Raw genomic sequence first — 18142 nt, 5'->3', positions numbered from 1 at the left:
ACGTTCTCCTTCGGTTGCGGTGTACCACCCGGCCGGGCGGCCGGGAGTCGGTGGGGGCGCGGCCGGCGCGCCCGGGTCGTCACCGGGGCGCGGGGGCCGGGCCGGTGAACGGGAGGAAGGGGGTGCCCGCGAGGGCCGTGCCGAGGGCCAGCAGCACTCCGGCCGAACCGGTCGCCAGGTCCGTCGACAGGCGCAGCAACTGGTCGCCGGGGAAGGCGAGGTGACCGTGGTACGGGACCTGGTGGAGCGCCAGCAGGGCGCGGTGCCGGGCCGGCCGGGTCCACGCCGTCGCCGGGTCGCCGGTCAGCGCGAGGTAGCCGAGGAGTCCGGCCCGTCCGTTGAACAGGCCCGGCTGGATCACGAACTCCGGCTCGGCCGCCTTCCGGATCGGCGCCTGCCGCTCGGCGAGGGCGCTGCCGGGCCGGTGGGCGAGGAGGGCGGCCAGGGCGAGGCCGATGCCCGCGCTGCCCGTCTCGACGTAGGGCAGCACCCGGCGCCGGTCGACCACCTGCAGCGTTCCGTCGGCGACCGTGACGCAGCGGTCGAGGTCGAGTTCCAGGAGGGCCTCGGCCTGGTCGAGCAGGGCGCGGTCCCCGGTGTGCTCGTGGAGGCGGACCAGGGCGAGCGCGGCCCCCGAGGCGCCGGCCAGCAGCCCGGCGCGCCGTCCGGCGTCGCCGCGACCGGTCTTCTCCCAGGTCATGGCGGCGCTCCTGGCGGCGCCCAGCGCCTCGTCCAGCAGCCGTTCGTCCCCGGTGGCCCGGGCGAAGTGCAGCAGCGTGAGCGCGATCCCCGGCCCGCCGGAGGCCAGCGTCGGGGCCGAGGCGGGTTCGCCCTCGGCTCCCGCTGCGGCGGCCAGGCGACGCAGGAGCTCGACCGCCTGCTCGATCTCGCCCAGCAGGTCCAGGACGTAGGCGACGCCGTGGCCGCCGTGGTACAGCCCGGGCACCGGGGCGCGGTCGCGGGCGGCGGCGGCCAGCCACCGCACGTGCGCGGGATCGACGGCGGCCCCGGTGGCGTGCAGGGCGTAGAGCACCCCGGCCGCGCCGTGCGCCAGGCCGAGCCCGCCCTGGGTGAACTGGGCGATGTCGCCCGGGAAGAGCCGGTCGGCGCGCCCGGGGGTGGCCGCGGCGGCGATGCCGGCGGCCAGCGAGTCCCTGATCGCCGGCCAGTCGGCCACCGGGGCCTCCAGCAGCGCGCGGGTCCCGGCGCGGCCGGCGGCCAGTTCGGGGCGGGGCGTGCGGCCGTCCTCGGGCGAGCGGGCGAGGTGGCGGCGGATGTCGTCGGTGTAGCCGGGCGGTACCGGGAAGCGTCGGTCGATCGCGTCGGCGAGTTCGCCGGCCTTGTCCGCGTCCAGCGCGGTGAGCTGGACCAGCGGGTAGAAGAGCCAGAGCCGCAGGGCCGCCAGCGCGTACCGGTCGATGTCGGGCCCGGTGACGCCGAGCGGTGCGGTGAAGCCGGCTGCGCCGAGTGCCGGGCGCAAAAAGTCCTCGACGGTGCTGGCGAGTTCGAAGTCGATGAAGCTCAGCCCACCGTCCGGTCCGATGATCAGGTTGCGGGGGTGGAGGTCGCCGAAGACGACGCCCCGGGCGTGGATCTGCCCCAGGGCCCGTTCGACCTGGCCGACGATCGCCAGGGCCTCCCGGGTGTACCGGGCGACGGCCTCCTCGTCGGCGTCGGGGTGGATCAGCGGGTAGCGGGCCGTCAGCCACTCGCTCAGGGACTGCCCGGCCACGTACTCCTGGACGAGGAACTCGTGCTCCCAGGCCGTCAGCAGCCCGTGCTCGGCAGGGACCCCGGGGACGCCGGCCAGCCGGACCAGGACGGCGTGCTCGTTGCGCAGCCGGGTCACCGCGTCCACGCCGCGCTGGTCCAGCCCGGCGAACGGGCGGGCCTCCTTCAGCACCACCGGCGGGCCGTCCTGCCCGTCGCGGGCCAGGTAGACGCCGCCCGCGTTGGAGAAATGCAGGACCCGCTCCACGGTGTACGGCAGCCCGGTGTCGCGCTGGACGGCGCGCTCGGCGACGGCCGGGGCGATGCACGCCGGCACCGGCGCCCAGGCGGGGACCGAGAAGGCCGTCCCGCGCACGTCCGGAACCAGCCGCCCGTCCGGCCCGACCAGGGCCAGCACCCGCTCGCCCGCCTCGTTGCGGCAGTAGCGCTCGGCGAAGCCCCCGTACCGCAGGTACAGCGGGCCGTCCTGCCAGCGCAGGTCGCTGAGGATGTAGGGCCCCCGGCGGCCGGCGAGCAGCGCGCCGAGGCCGTCGAGACAGCGCTCCAGCTCGGCGTCGTCCACCGGGTAGAGGGTGCAGAACTTCCCGCTGGAGCCGCGGGGCGCGTACTTGGAGTTCTGCACCTGGAGGATCGGCAGGCCGCGCAGGAACTTGAAGGTCACGTGTTCGCGCAGGCAGTAGGCGAAGACGGTCTCCAGCACCTCCTCCGCGTCCTCGACGCACGCGGAGACGTGGATCTTCCACCCCTGGTCGGGGATCCGCACGTCGACGGGACGCACCACCGCCCACATCTCCAGGTCCCCGTGCTCCCAGCCGGCGGGCAGCGGGCGGGTGACGGCGTCGAACTCCTCGTGCGCTCCCCAGCGCCGGGGCGAGTCGTAGAAGATCGGATCGGCGTAGGCGTAGGCCTCGTACCGGTTGTCCAACGGAACCCTCCTCGGGGCGGGGGGTCGGCGGCGGGCGGCGGCAGTGCGGAACGGGTGATCGCGGGACGGGAGAAGTGCGGGGTGGAACGGCCCCTGGCACGACGGAGCGAGGGTGTACGACAGGGGGCGGGACCCGGAAGCGGGATTCCGGTATGGCGATAAGGCCATCCGAATATTGGGTTCGCTGCCACGACTCCCGCAACGGCGCGCATTCCGCCCGCACGACCGGAATCGCGCACCCCGGGCGCCCGTCGCGCCACTGCGCGAGCGGGGCGCGGGGCCGCGCGCCGTCCACGGCCCGTCGACGGTCGGAAAAACCGTCCGGGGGCGCACAAAAGGCGCGGGCGGCGGGGGCGTCACTCCCCCACGGAGACGGCGTCGACCTGCCGCGACGCCCTCGGGCGAGGGCCGACGGACAGATGCCCGCGCGGCGCGGGCCGGCTACTCCGGACCCGGCGCGCGCCCGGCGCGCCACCCCGTCCGGCCGCCCGGGGCACGCCTCCTCCTCCACCCAACAAACCGAACAGGTGGCCGCTGTTTGATATTGCCGTTCTATTTCAGGAGAATTTCAGGCGGTCGGGAAATTTGTTTTCCCTTGACCGACCGGGAGCCTCATCGGAATGATTCGTTCGCACGAGTCCGACCCCGAACACCACTGGCGCCCCATCAGCAGCACGGGGCCCGCCAAGGGATCAGCAGCACGGGGTCAGCGGCCGAGTTGCGCATAGGCGGCCGTGCCGTGCAGGACGGCGCCCGCGGTGCGGGCCGCCTCCAGGCTCCGGCCGAGCACCTCCGCGCCCTGCTCCGGGGCGAGGTCCATGAGGTCCGGCGGCCACGTCCCCGGCGGTACGAGCAGCACCACCACGACGGCCCGGCCCTCGGCGGCCGCCACCCAGCCGGGCGAGGCGTGGACCTCGGAGGACGGCTCCCACAGCTGTCGGCCGCCCACCAGGACGAGCCGGCTCAGCACCTGGCCCCGCAGCCCCACCACGGCGGTGGTGGCGGGCGGCTCCCCCGCCGCCAGCACGAAACCGCTGTCCACCGCGCTCTCGACGAACTCCTCGTACAGCCGAGGGCCGATCTCCACGATCAGCTCCGCGTACGGCGGCCCGGCCGCCGTCGCACGCACCGCCAGGGCCCAGACCATCGGCGCCGATCCGCCGTCACCCGCTTCGTCCGCCATACCCCCTTCAACGAGCCGGCCGCCCGATCGGAGCGGCCCACCCGCGCAGCAGCGCCCACCGCTCGGGCGAACGGCCGATCGGGTCTGGCGCCCGCCCCCGCCGCCGGGCGAGGGTGGAGGAGCCACCGAGTGTTCCCCAGTGGAAGGAAGCCGAAATGAGCGAGACGATCGCGGGTGTGCGGATCCCGGACAGCGCACTGGCCGCGGAGGCCACCGAACTGGTGCGGGACGCCGCCTCCCCGCTGCTGTTCGACCACTCCCGCCGGGTCTTCCTGTTCGGCTCGCTGCGCGGCGCCGAACAGGGACTGGAATTCGACCCGGAGCTGCTCTACGTCGGCGCGATGTTCCACGACCTCGGGCTCACCGGCCGCTACGCCCGCACCGACCAGCGCTTCGAGATCGACGGCGCCGACGAGGCCCGCCGCTTCCTGCGCGCCCACGGCATCACGGGCGAACCCGCCGACCGGGTGTGGACCGCGATCGCGCTGCACACCACCCCGGAGGTCCCGCTGCACATGGCACCCGAGATCGCCCTGGTCACCCGTGGCGTCGAGCTGGACGTCCTCGGCATCGGCTACCACGCCGTCACCGACGCCCAGCGCGCCGCCGTCACCGACGCCCACCCCCGGCCCGACTTCAAGAACCGGATCCTCGCCGCGTTCACCGAGGGCGTCAAGGACCGGCCCGCCACCACCTTCGGCAACGTCAAGGCCGATGTGCTGGCCCACTACCTGCCCGGTTTCGAGCGCGGCGACTTCGTCGAGGTCATCAAGGACTCCGCCTGGCCGGAGTGACGGGCGCTCCGCCTCCGAACGGCGGGTCCGGGCCGGGTCACCGGGGCCGGGCCCGGGGCGCCCACGTCGCCCCCCCGGGGCGGGCCGGGTCAGACTGGTGGCAGGAGGGCAGCCATGACCGTGACCAGGGTCGCCGTGGTGACCAGCGAGGCCGGCGCCGGGCTCGACGGCGACCTCGCGCCCGTCGTGGCGGCGCTGACCGACCGCGGACTGGCGGCGGAACCGGTGGTGTGGGGCGGCGGAGCAGCGGCCTGGGAGCGGTTCGACCTGGCCGTCGTCCGCTCGGTGTGGGACTACGTGGAACGGCTCGACGAGTTCCTGCGCTGGGCCGACGACACGGCGCGCGCCACCCGGCTGTGGAACCCGGCGCCGCTGATCCGCTGGAACTGCGACAAGCACTACCTGCGCGAGCTGGCCCGGCGCGGGGTCGCCGTCGTACCGACCCGCTTCCTCGAACCCGGCTCCCCGAGCGACACGGCCGACCCCGCGGAACTGGACGGCCCCGACGGCGTCGTGGTCAAGCCGGTCGTCTCGGCGGGCGCGCTGGACACGGCCCGTTACGAGCCCGGCCACGCCGAGCAGGCCGCGCGGCACGCCCGGACGCTGCTGGAGCGGGGCCGTGGCGTGATGGTCCAGCCCTACCTGCCCCGGGTGGCGGAGGGCGAACGCGCGCTGGTCCTGCTCGGCGGGGTCTTCAGCCACGCGGTCCGCAAGGGCCCCCTGCTGACCGAGCCCGGGGTGATCGACAACGACCGCCACCCGCACCCCGGCCTCGCCCCGTACCGGCCGACCGGGGCGGAGCTCCGCACCGCGCTCGCGGCCCTGGCGGCGCTGCCCTCCCCCCGCCCGCCGCTGTACGCCCGGGTGGACCTGGTGCTCGACGGCGACGGGCGGCCGCTCGTCCTGGAGCTGGAGCTCGTCGAGCCGAACCTCTTCCTGGACACCGTTCCGGACGGCCCGGCGCGCTTCGCCGAGGCGGTGGCGGCGCTGGCGCGGCCCTGATCCGCCGCTCCCCCGGCCCCGGGAATGGACCGGGCGGGGCCCGTGTTGGAACCGGATGAAAACGACTTCCATTGCAGTGGAGGGGCCCCGGCCCACCACCGCGCGACCCCGGGAGGACACCCCCATGGCCCGTAGCGAACTTCGCCCGGTGATCAAGCTCCGCTCCACCGCGGGCACCGGCTACACCTATGTGACCCGCAAGAACCGCCGTACCGACGCGGACCGGATGGTGCTGCGCAAGTACGACCCGGTGGTGGCCCGGCACGTCGACTTCCGCGAGGAGCGCTGACCCACCACACCGGCCCGACCCACACCGACCCGACCCGACCCGACCCGAAGGAGCCTCCTGTGAAGACCGCCATCCACCCCGCGTACCGGCCCGTCGTCTTCCGCGACAAGAGCGGCGGCCTCTCCTTCCTGGGCCGTTCGACGGCCACCGGTGACCGCACGGTCGAGTGGGAGGACGGCCGCAGCTACCCGGTGATCGACGTCGAGATCTCCTCGGCGAGCCACCCGTTCTACACCGGCCGCTCCCGCGTCCTCGACACCGCCGGCCGGGTCGAGCAGTTCCACCGGCGCTACGGCGACCGGTACTGACCGAGGCCCCGCGGGGCCGCACCCCATGCTCGGGTGCGGCCCCGCCGCTCTGGTGACACACCTGCGGTGCGGGACATCATGGCGTCCATGGGGAGACCGAGGGAGATCATCGACTGTGGGGACCTCACGCTGCGCCGGTGGCGGGGAGAAGAGGACTTCGCTGCGGCGCTGGTGCTGTTCGAGGAGTCCCGGGAACACTTGCGGCCCTGGGTGACCTGGGTCACCGGGAACAGCGAGGAGGACACCCGGGGCTTCCTCGCGCGGTCCTGGGTCCGGTGGGAGGAGGGCGAGGTCTTCAACTACGCCGTCGAGGCCGGGAACGGCGAGCTCCTCGGCATGTGCCAGGCCTACTGCGGCGCCGATCCCCGGGGGCGGGGGCTGGGGTACTGGCTGCACCCGGCCGCGACCGGCCGGGGCATCGCGACCCGGGCCGCGGCGGCCCTGGCCGCCGAGCTGTTCACGCTGCCGGACGTGGACTTCGTGGAGATCGCGCACGACCTGGCCAACACCGCCAGCGCCGCCGTACCGCGCCGGCTGGGGTTCAGCGAGGTCCGCCGCGGGCCGGGCGCGCCGCCGCTGCCTCCCGCGGGCAGCGGGATCGAGGTGGTCTGGCGGCTGGATCGGCCGGCGGCGGGGACGGCGCAGCCGGGCTGAGCGGCCGGACGTGCGGGACCGCCGGTCCCCCGCCCCCGGACGAGCCGGGTAGCGGGGTCGCGGGGCGCGGGGACAGGGCCCGGCCGCTCAGACGCCGCCGGGGCCCGGGGGTTCCTCGGAGCGGGCGGGGCCCCACCGGTCGGGGGTGGCGTAGGCGGTCAGGGCGTAGATGGCGATCACGTCGATCGCGATGATCGTCAGCGACCACACCGGGTAGGACGGCACGAAGGACATCTGCGCGAAGGCGTTCAGCACCAGGACGACGACGCCGGCCCACCGGGCCCACTGCGTGCGCAGGGCGAGGACGCCGTAGGCGGCCCCGAGCTGGGCGACGGCCAGGGCGAGCATCACCCAGCCCCAGGCCAGCAGGTCCCCGAAGACGAAGTGGGCGTTCCCGATGAAGACGTGCGAGCCGGCGATCGCGGAGATGCCGTCCAGGGCGTTCAGCGAGCCCACCAGCACCAGCAGCACACCGGCGAAGGTCAGCAGGCCGGAGCCGACGGGGTCGGTCGTCGCGCGCGCCCCGGGCGGGCGGGCGGCGCCGTGCGGAACGGCGGCGGTCATGGTGGCCTCCGTGGGTTGTCGTGGGTTCTCGTGGGTCGTCGGGCTGGGTCGTCGGGCGGCCCGGGAGTGCCGGACCCGGGCCGGCTGCCCCGGGTACCACTGCGCCACGACGGAGCGCCGCCGGGACCACCCGGTCCGGGTGATTCAGTGCCCGACGGCCACCTTGGCCGCCACGATGACCAGGCCCAGCATCAGGTTGACCGCGCCCTCGGCGAGCACCTGGCGCGGCGTCGCCCCCGCCCGGCGGGCGCCCAGACCGGCCCAGCCCACCTGCTGGGCCACCGCGACGCCGAGGGCCAGCCAGGCGTTCTCCCCCGTCCCCAGCCAGGGGCTGACCAGCACCGCCAGGGCCGGCAGCGCGGCGGCCTCCACGATCGGCCACTCGTGCCGCCCCACCTCGCGCACCTGCCGCCGGGTGACCTGGCGGCCGGCCTCACGCTGCCCGGCGACGTGCGCGTAGACGTGCGCCGCCCAGAACACCAGGCCGGTGATCACCAGCAGCAGGATGAGCGAGAGCCTCGGGTGCGGTCCGCTCAGCGTCGAGGCCGCGATCACGGAGGCCGCCAGCATCGAGCCGTAGACGGCGCCGGCGTAGTCGGTCCGCCGAGCGGACCCCTCCGGGTCCGGTGCGCGCCTGCGGGATGCCGGTCCGGGGACGGTCACGGCGGGCCTCCTGCGGGGTCGGGGCCGGACCGGCCCACCGGACCGGCCCTCGTCACGATCGTCGCCGGTGCGCCGGGCTCCGGCCTCACCCCCGGCAGGTGAGGCGGGCCGTCCCGCCCGTTCGGATGGCACCCGGCGGGCAGGCCGTACTACCGTCGAAGTGGCGTCACCCGGAGCGACCGAGCGAGGGTGCGCCCGCGGCCCGCCACTTCGCGCCCCGCGCCCGGACGTGCCCTCCGGCACGGCGGAACCACCAGGCGGTGGCCACATGCCGCACACCCGTACCGCACCCGCGCGGCTCCCCAACGGGGACCCGATGCTGCTCACCCGGATCCGGCCGCCCGGCCCGCCCGCCGCCACCTTCGTCCGGCGCGAACGGCTGCTGCGCCGGATGGACGCGGCCGTGTCCCGGCCGGTGACCCTGGTCGACGGGCCCGCGGGGGCGGGCAAGACCCTGCTGGTGGCCGACTGGCTGGCCCGCGGCGGGCTCCCGGGGCCGTCCGGGTGGCTCACCCTGGAGGAGGGCGACAACCAGCCCGGCACCTTCTGGGCCTACGTGCGCGAGGCCCTGCGCGGCGGCGTGCCCGGGCTGCCCGAGGAGGTCGGCGCCCCGGCCCGGGCCGAGCACGTCGAACCGTCCCTGCTGCTCCGGCTGGCCGCCTGGATCAACGCCCGGCCCCAGCCGCTGGTGCTGGTGCTGGACGAGTTCGAGCACATCGACAACCCCCGGCTGACCGGTCAGCTGCACGACCTGGTCCGGCACACGGCCGGGCAGCTGCGGCTGGTCCTGGTCGGCCGCCGCGAGCCGCTGCTGCCGCTGCACCGCTACCGGGCCGCGGGCGAGCTCGCCGAGATCCACGCCGCCGACCTCGCCTTCGGCCCGGCCGAGACGGCCGAGCTGCTGGAGCGCCACGGGCTGCGGCTGGACGCGTCCACCGTCGACACGGTGCACCGGGCGGTGTCCGGCTGGGCCGCCGGGCTGCGGCTGCTCGCGCTCGCCGCCAAGGACTCCGGCGAGCCCGAGGCGTACCTCGGGCGGATCGACGCCGGCCAGGCCGCGCTCTCCGACTACCTGCTCGCCGAGGTGCTGCGCACCCAGCCCGCGCCGACCCAGGACCTGCTGCTGCGCTGCAGCATCCTGGGCCGGGTCCACCCCGACCTCGCCGACGCGCTCACCGGGCGCCGCGACGGCCGGCGGATCCTGGAGCAGCTGCACCAGGACAACGCCTTCACCGAGGCGCTGTCCGACGGCTGGTACCGGCTGCACCCGATGTTCGCCGGCATCCTGCGCCTGCACCTGCGCGCCGCCGCCCCGGATCGGGTCGACGGGCTGCGGGTGCGGGCCGCGCGCTGGCTCGCCGACCACGGCCAGTACCGGGCGGCGCTGGACCACGCCGTCGAGGGCGGTGCCTGGGGGTCGGCGGCGCAGCTGCTGGTCGACCAGCTGGCCCTCGGCGAGCTGGTCGCCGGGCGGGACGCCACCCGGCTGCGCGCCCTGTTCTCCCGGATGCCGCCCTCCGAGCACGCCCCGGCCGCCGAACTCGTCCGGGCAGCCGTCCAGTTGGGCCGCGACGAGGCGGACGGCGCGCTGCGGGTCCTGGAGCGCGTCGAACCGCGGCTGGCGGAGCAGCAGACCGAACTGCGGCTGGCGGCCGCCTTCGTGCGGGCCGAGGCCGCCCGGCTGCTCGGCTCGGCCGCGCTCGCCGAGCGGGCCGCGCGGTGCGCCCACGAGCTGGCCCGCCGGGCACCGGCCGGCCCGCTGGAGCGGCACCCCGAACTGCTCGCCCTGGTCGACGCCGGCCTCGGCTCCGCGCTGCTGTGGCACGGCCGGCTCGACGAGGCGCGGGCGGCCCTGGAGTGCGCGGCGCAGGCCCCGCCCTCACCCGGCACCGCCCGGCTGCGCCATGACTCGCTGTGCCGGCTCGCGTTCATCGACCACCTGTGCGGCCGTTCCGGGCGGGCCGAGCACCGGGTGCGCGAGGCCGACGAGGAGGCCGACCGCTCCAGCCTGCCGCCCGACAGCCGCACCGAGGTGCGCGACCTGGTGCTGGCCGCCACGGCGCTGGAGCGCGACGAGCCGGCCGACGCCCGCCGGGCGCTGCTGCGGATGGCGGCCCGCCCGGCGGCCGAGCGCGATCCCGTGGTGGCCCTGGGCAACGCGGTGCTCGGCGCGGAGCTGGAACTGGCCAGGGGGCGGCCCGACGCCGCGCTGCGACTGCTGGAGGAGAGCCGGGAGGACGGCGGCCTCGCCGACCGCCCGTCCGACTGGAGCCGCGAGCGCCTCGCCGTGACCGCCTGCGCCGCGCATCTGGCCGCCGGCCGGCCGCAGGCGGCGGTGGCGGCCCTGGAGGGCGTGCCGACCAGGGCGCCGGACTCGCTGGTGGTGGTGGCGCGGGCCCGGCTGGCGGCCGGCCTGGACGAGGCGGGCGCCCTCGCCCAGCTGCGCGCCCTGCGCGACGACCCCGCCGTGGGCGGTGCCACCCGGACCCGGGCACTGCTGCTGCTGGCCCAGGCCGATGCCGAGCCCGGCGGGCCGGAGAGCGCCCGGCTGCTGGCGCAGGCCCTGGCCGCCGCCGAGCCGGAGGGTCTGCTCCGGCCGTTCCGCGAGTCCGCGCCCTGGGTGCGGCGCCAGCTGCACCGGCAGCCCCGGCTGGCCCGGGCCCACACCTGGCTGCCCGGCGATCTGCGCCCGTCCGCGCCGGACCCGCGCCCGGACGGCCCGCCCTCCGGCGGTCGGCCGCCGACCCGGGCGCCGGCCGAACCGCCCGCCGAGCCGCCGGCCGACCTGCTGACCGAAGCGCTGACGGAGCGGGAGCGCGACGTGCTGCAACACGCGGCGCGGATGCTGTCGACCCAGGAGATCGCCGACGAGCTGTACCTGTCGCCGAACACCGTGAAGACGCACCTCAAGAGCATCAACCGCAAGCTGCTGACGGCGAACCGCCGCGAGGCGGTGCGCACGGCGGCCCGGCTGCACCTGCTCGACGGCCCGTGAGCCGACGGCGGCACGCGGGCCGACGGCGGGGCGCCTCACTCGGGCAGCCGGTGCAGCTCCGTCACCCGCAGGCCCAGCGCCTGGCAGCGGTTCAGCAGACCGAACAGGTGGGCCTCGTCGACGACGTCCCCGTACAGAACGGTGTGATCGGGAACGACCCTGCTCTCCAGTTCGGGAAAGCCCTCCCGGCGGGTCGTCTCCTGCAGCACGCCGGACACCCGGATCTCGTAGCGCATGGGGCCGGCTCCCTTCGCTTCGACGGTGGCCTCCAGCCTGGTCGCCCCGGGAACCCGGCGCATCACCCCCACGAGGTGACCCGCCCGGCCGGACGCACGGCGGCCGGAGCGGCGGGGCGCGGCGGGGCCGCCCGGCGGGCGTTCACCCGCCCGGGGTGATCCTCCGCCCGGACCGCCCCCCGTACGGTGGCGGCGCAGGCGGTTCCCGCCGTCCGGACCGCGCCGTCCGGGTCCCGTCGTCCGCCGAGGGAGCATCCGCCATGAGTCCCTACCCCCCGATCGCCGAGCACGGCATCATCGGCGACCTGCAGACCGCCGCGCTGGTCTCCACCGAGGGCGACATCGACTGGTGGTGCGCCCCCCGGTTCGACTCCCCCAGCCTGTTCGCCTCCCTGCTGGACCACCGCAAGGGCGGCCGGTGCCGGCTCGCCGTCGACCGGGAGGCCGTGCCGGACGCCCGGGTCAAGCAGCTCTACCTGGCCGGCACGGCCATCGTGGTCACCCGCTTCCTCGCCCCGCAGGGGGTGGCGGAGGTGATCGACCTCATGCTCCCGGACGCCTCGCCGGCGCCGAGCGAGCAGCACCGGATCCTCCGGGTGGCGCGGGTGGTGCGCGGCCAGGTGCCGTTCGTCCTGGAGTGCCGACCCCGCTTCGACTACGGCCGGGCCACCCACGGGCTCGCCCTGCCCGACGAGCGCACCGCCGTCCTGGAGGGGGCCGGCCAGGAGCTGTGCGTGCAGGCCACCGAGCCGGTCGTGCTGCGCTCGGACGGCACCGATGTGACCGCGCGGTTCACCCTGGACGCCGGGCAGATGGCCACCGTCGTGCTGACCAGCCGGCCGCCGGGCACCGCCCTGCCCGGCGCGCCCCGGGACGAGGAGAGCCTCGCCGCCTTCGACGCCTGCCGGGCCTTCTGGTACGGCTGGCTGAAGTCGTCGAACTACCACGGACGCTGGCAGCAGATCGTGGACCGCTCGGCGATCACGCTGAAGCTGCTCAGCTACCGGCCGACCGGGGCGCTGATCGCCGCGGCGACCATGGGCCTGCCCGAGCAGGTCGGCGGCGAGCGGAACTGGGACTACCGCTACACCTGGATCCGCGACGCCTCGCTCTCCGTGCACACCCTGATCGGGCTCGGCTTCCACGACGAGGCGACGGCGTTCCGCCGCTGGGTGCGCGACCGGGTCGAGGCCGCCGCCGCCGAGCGCGAGCGGCTGCAGATCATGTACCGCATCGACGGCGACCCGCACCTGAGCGAGGAGACGCTCGGCCACTGGGAGGGCTACCTGGGCTCGTTCCCGGTGCGGGCCGGCAACGCCGCCGCCGGCCAGCTCCAGCTCGACATCTACGGCGAGGCCGCCTACGCGTTCGCCGCCGACGGGGGCGACATGGGCGCGCTGCGCGGCTGGGACGCCTTCCGCCGGCTGGTGGACTGGCTGACCGAACACTGGGACCGCGCCGACGAGGGGGTCTGGGAGACCCGCGGCGGACGCCAGGACTTCACCTACAGCCGGGTGATGTGCTGGGTGGCCTTCGACCGCGCGGTGCGGATGGCCCGCACCCACGCCCGCCCCGCGGACCTGGACCGCTGGAGCTCGGTGCGCGACGACATCCTGCGCCAGGTGGTGCAGCGGGGCTGGAGCCCGAAACGGCAGGCCTTCGTCCAGCACTACGACACCGAGGTCCTGGACGCCTCGCTGCTGCTGATGCCCAAGGTGGGATTCCTCTCCCCCACCGACCCGGACTGGCTGTCCACCCTGGACGCGATGGACCGGGAGCTGGTCTGCGACAGCCTGGTCTACCGCTACGACCCGTCGGCCTCGCCCGACGGGCTGCGCGGCACCGAGGGCACCTTCAACCTCTGTTCCTTCCTCTACGTCGAGGCCCTCGCCCGGGCCGGCCGGGTCGAACAGGCCCGCTACGCCTTCGACAAGATGCTCACCTACGCCAACCACGTGGGCCTGTTCGCCGAGGAGATCGGGCCCTCCGGCGAGCAACTGGGCAACTTCCCGCAGGCGTTCACCCACCTCGCGCTGATCGACGCGGCGCTCGCGCTCGACGAGGAGCTCGACCGGCGCGGCGCCGCCTGACCCCCGCGCGCACCCCGTCCCCGTCCCGTCCCCGCCCGACTGCAGCACCGCAGCACTGCAGGACCGCAGGACCGCGAAAGGAGCCCGGCGCCATGGCCTCATCCACCCACCCGGCGCGACCGCGCCGCAACCTGCTGCCGTTCGCGGGCGTGGCGCTGATCCTGCTGGCCCTGTTCAACGGGTGGGACGCGATCGCGGCGCTGATCGACTCGCCCGTCGTCACCGGTACCGACCGCTACGTCTTCGGCGACCTGCACAGCCTCGGCTGGGCGGTGCTCGCGCTGGCCGTCGCCCAGGGCCTGGCCGGCATCACGCTGCTCACCGGCGACCTCCCCAGCCGCTGGTTCCCGGTGGCGGTGCTGTGCGCCAACGTCTTCGTGCAGTTCGTCTTCGTGGCGAGCTACCCCGCCTGGTCGCTCATGATCATCGCCATCGACGTGGCCGCGCTGTACGCGGTGCTCACCGCGCCCTACGAACGGAGCGGGGCATGACCACCGCCGCCGCCCGTCCCGCCCGGGCCGACGGGCGGCGGGTCCTGGCCCCGCTGGCCCTGGCCCAGTTCATCTGCAGCTTCGCCGGCTCCAGCATGAATGTGATGATCAACGACATCAGCGCGGACCTCGACACCAGCGTCCAGGGCGTCCAGGTGGCGATCACCGTCTTCCTGCTGGTGATGGCCGCCCTGATGATCCCCGGCGGCAAGCTCACCGACCGCTGGGGCCGCAAGCGCTGCCTGATGCTGGGCCTCGCCGTCTACGGCGTCGGCGCCGTGCTCAGCGCGGCGGCCCCCGGGCTGGGCGTGCTGATCCTCGGCAACTCGGTGCTGGAGGGCGTCGGCACCGCCCTGCTGATCCCCCCGGTCTACATCCTGACCACCCTGCTGTTCACCGGCACCGCCGCCCGGGCCCGCGCCTTCGGCACGATCATGGCCCTGGGCGGCATCGGCGCGGCGGCCGGTCCGCTCATCGGCGGCCTGCTCACCACCGCGATCGACTGGCGGGCCAACTTCGGCTTCCAGGCCGTGGTGGTCGCCGCGATCCTGTTCCTCACCCGCACCCTGGAGGACCCGCTGCCCGCCGACCCCGACCGGCCGTTCGACCTCGTCGGCGCGGTGCTGTCCGCGGGCGGTCTGGTGCTGCTGGTCACCGGCATCCTGGCGGCGGACAACAACGCCTGGCTGATGATCGCCCTGCTGGCCGCCGGAGCCGTCGTGCTGGCCGGCTTCTTCCACTGGATCCGCCGGCTGGAGCGCGCGGGCCGCGAACCGCTGCTGGCCACCAGCCTGTTCCACAACCGGGTCTCCAACCTGGGCCTGGTCACCCAGAACGCCCAGTGGCTGGTCCTGATGGGCGTCTCGTTCACCGTCGGCGCCTACCTCCAGGTGGTCCGCGGCTACAGCGCGATCGCCACCGGCGGCGTCTTCACCGCCGCCACCCTGGGGCTGCTGGTCTCCTCGCTCGCCGCCGAACGGCTGGCGAAGCGCCGTGCCCAGCGCACGCTGATCGTCACCGGCTTCGCGACCACCACCGCCGGCATCGTCCTGCTGCTCCTGCTGGTGCGCTCCTTCGACGGCGCCTGGGCCTTCACCCCCGGCCTGCTGCTGATCGGCCTCGGGCTCGGTCTGATGCTCACCCCGTCGGTCAACGTGGTGCAGTCCGCCTTCCCGGACAGCCGCCAGGGCGAGATCTCGGGCCTGTCCCGCAGCATCTCCAACCTCGGCTCCTCGCTGGGCACCGCCGTCGCCGGCACCATCCTGGTCTCCGAGCTCACCCGCAACGGCTACGCGGCGGCGATGATCGCGCTCGCCGGCTTCGGCGTCGTCGGCCTCGGCGCGGCGCTGTTCCTGCCGCACGACCGGCCGCCGACCGCGCAGGACGCCGCGGCCGGGGGCGGGGCCGGGGCCCGGGCCGGGGCCTGACGGCAGGCGCGACGCCCCGCCGGAGCATGCGGAACGGCCGGTCCTGCCAACACTATTGACGAAATGTCCAACAGTGGCGATTCTCGTCACACCGAGTACGCGGGACCCGGCGGCCGGTCCGGGTGCCGTGCCGTGCCCCGGGCGACCGGGCGTCGACCGCGTCGTCCGCCCGTCCGGAACCGGGGTTCCCCATGAGCCGACTCCCCCACGCACGTCTCCGATTCGCCACCCTGCTCGCCGCGCTGCTCGCCCTGGTCGCCGCCGCGCTCGCCGCCCCGGCCCAGGGGGCGGGCACCACCGACTGGTGGGACCCGGTCGCCCGGCCGGCGCCCGACGCCGCCATCGGCGTCACGGGCGAACCGTTCACCGGCACCGACGCCCAGGGCCGCGTCCGCGGCTTCGTCGACGCGCACGACCACGTCCTGGCCAACGAGGCCTTCGGCGGCCGTCTGATCTGCGGCAAGGCCTTCTCCGAGGCGGGCGTCGAGGACGCCCTCAAGGACTGCCCGGAGCACTACCCCGACGGCTCGCTCGCCCTCTTCGACATGATCACCAAGGGCGGCGACGGCAAGCACGACCCGGTCGGCTGGCCCACCTTCGCCGACTGGCCCGCCCATGACTCGCTCACCCACCAGCAGAACTACTACGCCTGGGTGGAACGCGCCTGGCGCGGCGGCGAGCGGGTGCTCGTCAACGACCTGGTGACCAACGGGGTGATCTGCTCGGTCTACTTCTTCAAGGACCGCAGCTGCGACGAGATGACCTCGATCCGCCTGCAGGCGCAGAAGAGCTGGGAGATGCAGGCCTACGTCGACCGGATGTACGGCGGGCCGGGCAAGGGCTGGTTCCGGATCGTCACCACCAGCACACAGGCGCGCGAGGTGGTCCGCCAGGGCAAGCTCGCCGTCGTGCTCGGGGTGGAGACCTCGGAGCCGTTCGGCTGCAAGCAGGTGCTCGACGTCGCCCAGTGCGGCCAGGCGGACATCGACCGCGGCCTCGACGAGCTGTACGGGCTCGGTGTGCGCAGCATGTTCCTCTGCCACAAGTTCGACAACGCGCTGTGCGGGGTGCGGTTCGACGAGGGCTCGCTGGGCGCGGCGATCAACGCCGGCCAGTTCCTGTCGACCGGCACCTTCTGGCAGACCGAGCAGTGCACCGGCCCGCAGCACGACAATCCGATCGGCCTGGCACCCGCGCCGGCCTCCGTCCAGAGCCGGCTCCCCGCCGGGGTGGCGCTGCCCTCGTACGCGGCCGGAGCGCAGTGCAACACCCGCGGGCTGACCGAGCTGGGCGAGTACGCCCTGCGCGGGATGATGCGGCGCGGCATGATGCTGGAGCTGGACCACATGAGCGTCAAGGCCGCCGGGCGGGCACTGGACGTGCTGGAGTCCGTGTCGTACCCGGGCGCGCTCTCCTCGCACAGCTGGATGGACCTCGGCTGGACGGAGCGCGTCTACCGGCTCGGCGGCTTCGTCGCCCAGTACATGAACGGCGCGGAGGCGTTCAGCGCGGAGGCGAAGCGCACCGACGCGCTGCGCGACAAGTACGGGGTCGGCTACGGCTACGGGACCGACATGAACGGCGTGGGCGGCTGGCCCGGTCCGCGCGGGGCCGGGACCGCGAACCCGGTGCGCTACCCGTTCCGCACCGCCGACGGCGGCTCCGTGGTCGAGCGCGCCACCGCCGGCAGCCGCACCTGGGACGTCAACACCGACGGCGCCGCGCACTACGGCCTGGTGCCGGACTGGATCGAGGACATCCGGCAGGTCGGCGGGCAGGGCGTGGTCGACGACCTGTTCCGCGGCGCGGAGTCCTACCTCACCACCTGGGGCGCCGCCGAGCGGCACCGGTCCGAGGTGAACCTCGCGGCGGGCGCCACCGCCTCGGCGAGCTCGGCCGAGTGGAACCCGTTCACCGACTTCGGGGCCGCCCGGGCCGTGGACGGCAACGGCTCCAGCCGCTGGGCCAGCGACTGGAGCGACGACCAGTGGCTGCGGATCGACCTGCCCGCCACCACCCTGGTCGGCCGGGTCACCCTGGACTGGGAGCGCGCCTACGCCCGGGCCTACCGGATCGAGGTGTCCACCGACGGGACGACCTGGCGGACGGTGTGGTCCACCGCCTCCGGCGACGGCGGTCTGGACACCGCACTGTTCCCCGCCGTCCCGGCCCGCCAGGTGCGGATCCGCGGCGAGCAGCGGGCCACCTCGTGGGGGTACTCGCTGTACGAGGTGGGCGTCCACCGGAGCTGACGGGGCCGGGCGGGCGAAATTCCTCGACGTGGTTCCGGCGGTGGTGTCGAGAAGCGGCGGGCGGCTCCGTCCCAGGGTCGAAGGCGGCCACAATGGGCCGCACGAACTGCGAGGAGAGGGTCACCATGGCCAAGTACCTGCTGCTGAAGCACTACCGCGGCGCCCCGGAGGCGGTCAACTGCGTGCCCATGGACCAGTGGACCCCGGAGGAGATCGAGGCGCACATGCAGTACATGCGCGACTTCGCGAACCGGCTGGAGAAGAGCGGCGAGTACGTCGACGGCCAGGCGCTCGCCCCCGAGGGGGCGTGGGTCCGCTACGACGGCGAGGGCCGGCCGCCGGTCACCGACGGCCCGTTCGCGGAGACCAAGGACCTCATCGCCGGCTGGATGGTGATCGACGTCGACACCTACGAGCGCGCCGTCGAGCTGGCCGGCGAGCTGTCCGCCGCTCCGGGGGCGGGCGGCCGGCCGATCCACGAGTGGCTGGAGCTGCGTCCGTTCCTCGCCTTCTCGCCGACCATCACGGAGTGACCACT

16 protein-coding genes are annotated in these 18142 nt (G+C 75.0%); 11 read left to right on the top strand and 5 right to left on the bottom strand.

The annotated features are described in order from the left end of the window. Window positions 1-79 precede the first annotated feature (79 nt). Window positions 80-2656, bottom strand: a complete 2577-nt coding sequence (lanKC, locus tag ABZW10_RS12890) for a class III lanthionine synthetase LanKC (RefSeq protein WP_355363404.1) — start codon at window positions 2654-2656, stop codon at window positions 80-82. 706 nt (window positions 2657-3362) lie between these two features. Continuing rightward, window positions 3363-3839, bottom strand: a complete 477-nt coding sequence (locus ABZW10_RS12885; RefSeq protein WP_355363402.1) for a hypothetical protein — start codon at window positions 3837-3839, stop codon at window positions 3363-3365. Window positions 3840-3994: 155 nt separating this feature from the next. Between ABZW10_RS12885 and ABZW10_RS12880 the strand changes: the two genes are divergently transcribed. From ABZW10_RS12880 to ABZW10_RS12860, 5 genes are all read left to right on the top strand, one after another. Beyond that, window positions 3995-4633 carry an HD domain-containing protein gene (locus ABZW10_RS12880; RefSeq protein ID WP_355363400.1) on the top strand — a complete coding sequence of 213 codons (639 nt, stop codon included), beginning with the start codon at window positions 3995-3997 and terminating at the stop codon, window positions 4631-4633. Between the two features lie 114 nt (window positions 4634-4747). Continuing rightward, a complete protein-coding gene (locus ABZW10_RS12875; protein WP_355363399.1) occupies window positions 4748-5635 on the top strand; it encodes a hypothetical protein in 888 nt (295 codons plus the stop codon). 124 nt (window positions 5636-5759) lie between these two features. Next, the gene (gene rpmG / locus ABZW10_RS12870; protein ID WP_355363397.1) at window positions 5760-5924 is read left to right on the top strand and encodes a 50S ribosomal protein L33; all 165 of its coding nucleotides are present in this window, start codon (window positions 5760-5762) and stop codon (window positions 5922-5924) included. 59 nt (window positions 5925-5983) lie between these two features. After that, window positions 5984-6232, top strand: a complete 249-nt coding sequence (locus tag ABZW10_RS12865) for a type B 50S ribosomal protein L31 (protein WP_355363395.1) — start codon at window positions 5984-5986, stop codon at window positions 6230-6232. Between the two features lie 87 nt (window positions 6233-6319). Then, entirely contained in the window at window positions 6320-6886 is a 567-nt protein-coding gene (locus tag ABZW10_RS12860) for a GNAT family N-acetyltransferase (RefSeq protein ID WP_355363393.1), read from the top strand. Between the two features lie 87 nt (window positions 6887-6973). On the opposite strand, the gene ABZW10_RS12855 is transcribed toward ABZW10_RS12860, so the two are convergent. Beyond that, a complete protein-coding gene (locus ABZW10_RS12855) occupies window positions 6974-7450 on the bottom strand; it encodes a hypothetical protein (protein ID WP_355363391.1) in 477 nt (158 codons plus the stop codon). 144 nt (window positions 7451-7594) lie between these two features. Then, entirely contained in the window at window positions 7595-8113 is a 519-nt protein-coding gene (locus ABZW10_RS12850; protein WP_355363389.1) for a hypothetical protein, read from the bottom strand. Window positions 8114-8381: 268 nt separating this feature from the next. Between ABZW10_RS12850 and ABZW10_RS12845 the strand changes: the two genes are divergently transcribed. Next, complete coding sequence (locus tag ABZW10_RS12845; RefSeq protein WP_355363387.1) at window positions 8382-11108, top strand: LuxR C-terminal-related transcriptional regulator; 2727 nt, start codon at window positions 8382-8384, stop codon at window positions 11106-11108. Between the two features lie 35 nt (window positions 11109-11143). On the opposite strand, the gene ABZW10_RS12840 is transcribed toward ABZW10_RS12845, so the two are convergent. After that, the gene (locus ABZW10_RS12840) at window positions 11144-11344 is read right to left on the bottom strand and encodes a hypothetical protein (protein WP_355363385.1); all 201 of its coding nucleotides are present in this window, start codon (window positions 11342-11344) and stop codon (window positions 11144-11146) included. A gap of 260 nt (window positions 11345-11604) precedes the next feature. Here ABZW10_RS12840 and ABZW10_RS12835 point away from each other — a divergent pair, with 260 nt between their 5' ends. The 5 genes from ABZW10_RS12835 to ABZW10_RS12815 all read left to right on the top strand — a co-directional run bounded on the left by ABZW10_RS12835 (window position 11605) and on the right by ABZW10_RS12815 (window position 18137). Next, window positions 11605-13434 carry a glycoside hydrolase family 15 protein gene (locus ABZW10_RS12835; protein ID WP_355363383.1) on the top strand — a complete coding sequence of 610 codons (1830 nt, stop codon included), beginning with the start codon at window positions 11605-11607 and terminating at the stop codon, window positions 13432-13434. A gap of 92 nt (window positions 13435-13526) precedes the next feature. Next, complete coding sequence (locus ABZW10_RS12830; RefSeq protein WP_355363381.1) at window positions 13527-13925, top strand: hypothetical protein; 399 nt, start codon at window positions 13527-13529, stop codon at window positions 13923-13925. Beyond that, window positions 13922-15352: an MFS transporter gene (locus ABZW10_RS12825; RefSeq protein ID WP_355363379.1), complete on the top strand. Its 1431-nt coding sequence runs from the start codon at window positions 13922-13924 to the stop codon at window positions 15350-15352. The genes ABZW10_RS12830 and ABZW10_RS12825 overlap by 4 nt, the downstream gene beginning before the upstream one ends. Before the next feature lie 191 nt (window positions 15353-15543). Then, the gene (locus ABZW10_RS12820; protein WP_355363377.1) at window positions 15544-17604 is read left to right on the top strand and encodes a discoidin domain-containing protein; all 2061 of its coding nucleotides are present in this window, start codon (window positions 15544-15546) and stop codon (window positions 17602-17604) included. Window positions 17605-17729: 125 nt separating this feature from the next. Next, complete coding sequence (locus tag ABZW10_RS12815; protein ID WP_355363375.1) at window positions 17730-18137, top strand: YciI family protein; 408 nt, start codon at window positions 17730-17732, stop codon at window positions 18135-18137. The last annotated feature ends 5 nt before the right edge of the window (window positions 18138-18142 follow it).

The sequence above is a fragment of the Kitasatospora sp. NPDC004723 genome (assembly GCF_040609255.1).
Lineage (GTDB): Bacteria > Actinomycetota > Actinomycetes > Streptomycetales > Streptomycetaceae > Kitasatospora.
The sequence above is the reverse complement of the archived record's forward strand: the minus strand, read 5'-3'. Positions and strand labels throughout refer to the sequence as shown.